4 protein-coding genes are annotated in these 3655 nt (G+C 74.9%); 3 read left to right on the forward strand and 1 reads right to left on the reverse strand.

Annotated features, from left to right (window positions below):
• A partial coding sequence (locus EYA84_RS28635) for an acetyl-CoA C-acyltransferase (RefSeq protein WP_131057069.1) occupies positions 1 to 884 on the reverse strand: 884 nt, incomplete at its 3' end.
• Between the two features lie 106 nt (positions 885 to 990).
• Between EYA84_RS28635 and EYA84_RS28640 the strand changes: the two genes are divergently transcribed.
• The 3 genes from EYA84_RS28640 to EYA84_RS28650 all read left to right on the forward strand — a co-directional run.
• A complete protein-coding gene (locus tag EYA84_RS28640; protein WP_131057071.1) occupies positions 991 to 1956 on the forward strand; it encodes a glutathione S-transferase family protein in 966 nt (321 codons plus the stop codon).
• Complete coding sequence (locus EYA84_RS28645; RefSeq protein ID WP_131057073.1) at positions 1949 to 2716, forward strand: DUF998 domain-containing protein; 768 nt, start codon at positions 1949 to 1951, stop codon at positions 2714 to 2716. The genes EYA84_RS28640 and EYA84_RS28645 overlap by 8 nt, the downstream gene beginning before the upstream one ends.
• 72 nt (positions 2717 to 2788) lie before the next feature.
• On the forward strand, positions 2789 to 3655 hold an 867-nt coding region (locus tag EYA84_RS28650; protein WP_131057075.1), incomplete at its 3' end, for an NADH:flavin oxidoreductase/NADH oxidase.

Raw genomic sequence — 3655 nt, forward strand, 5'->3', positions numbered from 1 at the left:
CCCATGGTCCGGGGCGGCACGCCGGCCGCCGCGGCGCCGGAGACCCGGGCCAGCGGAGTGAGGCCGTACGCGGCGACGGCCGCCTCCGAGGCGACCAGCAGCGCCACCGCGCCGTCGTTGACGCCGGACGAGTTCCCCGCGGTGACGGTGCCGCCGTCGCGGAACGGGGTGGGCAGCGCGGCGAGCTTCTCCAGCGACGTCTGCCGGGGATGCTCGTCGACCTCCACCAGGCGCGTCTCGCGCCGCCCGGCCGGCACGGTCACCGGCACGATCTCCTCGGCCAACCGCCCGTCGGCCTGGGCCTTCGCGGCCCGCGCCTGGGAGCGGTACGCGAACTCGTCCTGCGCGGACCGGTCCACGCCGTACTCCTCGGCCACGTTCTCGGCCGTCTCCGGCATCGAGTCGACGCCCCAACCCTGCCGCATCAGCGGGTTGACCAGTCGCCAGCCGATGGTGGTGTCGTGGACCTCGGCGGCCCGGGAGTAGGCGGTGGTCGCCTTCGGCATCACGAACGGGGCCCGGCTCATGCTCTCGACGCCGCCCGCGACGACCAGATCGGCCTCACCGGCGACCACCGCGCGGGCGGCGGTGGCCAGCGCGTCGAGACCGGAACCGCAGAGCCGGTTGATCGTGCTGCCGGACACCTGCTCGGGTAGCCCGCCGAGCAACGCCGCCATCCGGGCCACGTTGCGGTTGTCCTCACCGGCCTGGTTGGCGCAGCCCAGGATCACGTCGTCGGTGCGTGCCCAGTCCACCGCCGGATGACGGGCCACCAGCTCACGGATCACGTGCGCGGCCAGGTCGTCGGGGCGGACGCCGGCCAGGGCACCGGCGTAGCGGCCGATCGGGGTACGCACACCGGCCACCAGGTAAGCCACGGTCATCGCGAGTCCTTCGGGGGTGGGGAAGGGCGGGCACCGGCCGCCCGTCGGGTCCCGCCGGACGTCCGGCGGCCAGGATATCCCCGGCGTATCCCGATAGGTTGTCGGCATGGCCCGACCCCAGTTCCGCGCGGAGACCAGCGACGGCGGCGCGTTCGTCCGGCAGCCCAACCGGTTCACCGGGCGGGTCACCCCGCACTCCACCTCGCCGCCCGGCGGCGGGCCCGACGACCAGGACCGCTGGCCGTTGGAGGCGGGCCGCTACCGGCTGATCTGGTGCCGCGCCTGCCCGTGGGCGCACCGGGCATTGATCGTGCGGAACCTGCTCGGGCTCGGTGACGCCATCTCGCTGGGCACCGTCGATCCGATCCGGGACGACCGGGGCTGGCGGTTCACGCTCGACCAGGACGGCTTCGACCCGGTGCTGGGCATCGGTTTCCTGTCCGAGGCGTACCTGGCGACCGACGCCGACTACTCCGGCCGGGTCACCGTGCCCGCGCTGGTCGACACGCTCACCGGCCGGGTGGTCACGAACGACTACCCGCAGCTCACCCTGGACCTGTCCACCGAGTGGCGGCGGTGGCACGCACCGGACGCGCCGGACCTGTACCCGGTGGCGCTGCGCCCGGAGATGGACACGCTGATGGCGGAGATCCACCGGGACGTCAACAACGGCGTCTACCGGTGCGGCTTCGCCACCTCCCAGCAGGCGTACGACGAGTCGTACCAGACGCTCTTCGCCCGGCTGGACGCGCTGTCGGAACGGCTGACCGACCGGCGGTACCTGATGGGCGACTCGATCACGGAGGCGGACGTACGGCTGTTCACCACGCTGGTCCGCTTCGACGTGGCCTACCACGGGCACTTCAAGTGCAACCGGCAGAAGCTGACCGAGATGCCGGTGCTGTGGGCGTACGCGCGGGACCTGTTCCAGACCCCGGGTCTCGGCGAGACCGTCGACTTCGACCACATCAAGCGGCATTACTACGCGACGCACCACCAGATCAACCCGACCGGGGTGGTGCCGCTCGGGCCGGACCTGCACGGCTGGACGACGCCGCACGGACGTGACTGAGTCGTCGACGGCGTACCGCCGGGCGTCGGCGCGGGGCGGGGTCGCGGCGGCGGGTGCCGCGTTGGGCGTACTCACCGGGACGGCCCTGGTGGTCCTCGCCGTGGTCGCCGGTCCGGGACCGGGCCTGACCGGGTACGTCAGCGAGGCCGGGGTGGCCGAGAGCGGTTACGCGTGGACGTACCGGATCGGGGTGTTCTCCCTGGCCACGGCGCTACTGCTGCTCGCGGTGGCCCTGCGCGACGAGGCCCGGCGGCCCGAACGGGCGCGGATGGCGCACCCGGGTGCGGCCGTGGTGCGGCGGCTCGTGGGACGTCGGGCCGCGACGGTGCTGGGCCAGCTGGCGACGCTGCCCGGCGCGGTGGCGCTGCTCGTCGCGGCGGCGCTCTGCACGCTGCTCTCCGGTGCGGTGACCTGTAGCGCCGGCTGCCCGCTGCCGCCCTTCGAGCCGGCCACCGTGGCGGACCTGGTGCACGGTGCGGCGAGCGTCGCCGCCACCGCGACGGTGGTGTTCGCGATGGTCGCGCTCGCCCTCGCCCCGCAGGCCGACCGGCGGTTGCGCCGACCGGCCACGGTCGCGGCGGTGGTGGCGCTCCCGCTCGCCGGGGCGGTCGGCCTGGCCATGCTCTTCGTCGGGCGGGGCTCGCTGGTCGGGGTGCTGGAACGGCTGCTGCTGGCGGTGGCCGTCGTCTGGGGCGTCGCCACCGCCCTCGCCCTGGCCGCCCGCACCCGGGCCGCCGGTGGGCGGACCGACCGGAGCTGACCGACGCGAGAGTGCCCGACCCCACAGCCCGTGTCCGGGCCGCGCGCCCGACGGCCGGGAGAAGATGGCGCGATGAGCTCGTTGTTCACCCCCCTGGCGCTGCGCGCGGTGACCCTGCCCAACCGGATCGCGATGGCGCCGATGTGCCAGTACAGTGCCGGGCCCGACGGCCTGCCCACCGACTGGCACCTGGTGCACCTCGGCACCCGGGCCGTGGGCGGCGCCGGACTGGTGATGACCGAGGCGACCGCCGTGGTGCCGGAGGGACGGATCAGCCCGCAGGACACCGGGCTCTGGTCCGGGCGGCACGTCGACGCCTGGCGTCCGGTGACCCGCTTCCTGACCACCCACGGCGCGGTGCCCGTCGTGCAGCTCGCACACGCCGGAGTCAAGGCGTCGACGTACCGGCCGTGGGCACCCCGGCGCGGCGGCGTGCCCGACGCGGAGGGCGGCTGGACGCCGGTCGGACCGACCACTGAGCCGTTCGTGCCGGAGTACCGCGAACCGACCGCGCTAGACCCGGCCGGGATCGCCGGGGTGGTCGAGGCGTTCGCGACCGCCGCCGCCCGCGCGCTGGAGGCGGGGTTCGCCGCCGTCGAGGTGCACGCGGCGCACGGATACCTGCTGCACGAGTTCCTCTCCCCGCTGACCAACCGGCGTACCGACGGCTGGGGCGGGGACCGGGCCGGTCGGATGCGACTCACCCTGGAGGTCGCCCGCGCGGTGCGCGCCGCCGTCGGACCGGACGTGCCGGTGCTGGCCCGCATCTCGGCCACCGACTGGGTCGACGGCGGCTGGACCGTCGACGACAGCGTGGTGCTCGCCACCGAGTTGGCCGCCGCCGGGGTGGACCTGGTCGACTGTTCCTCCGGCGGCGCCGCGCCGACGGCCGACATCCCGGTCGGGCCCGGCTACCAGGTGCCGGCCGCCGCCCGGATC

The organism is Verrucosispora sp. SN26_14.1 (genome assembly GCF_004307965.1).
In the GTDB taxonomy this organism is placed as follows: Bacteria; Actinomycetota; Actinomycetes; order Mycobacteriales; family Micromonosporaceae; genus Micromonospora.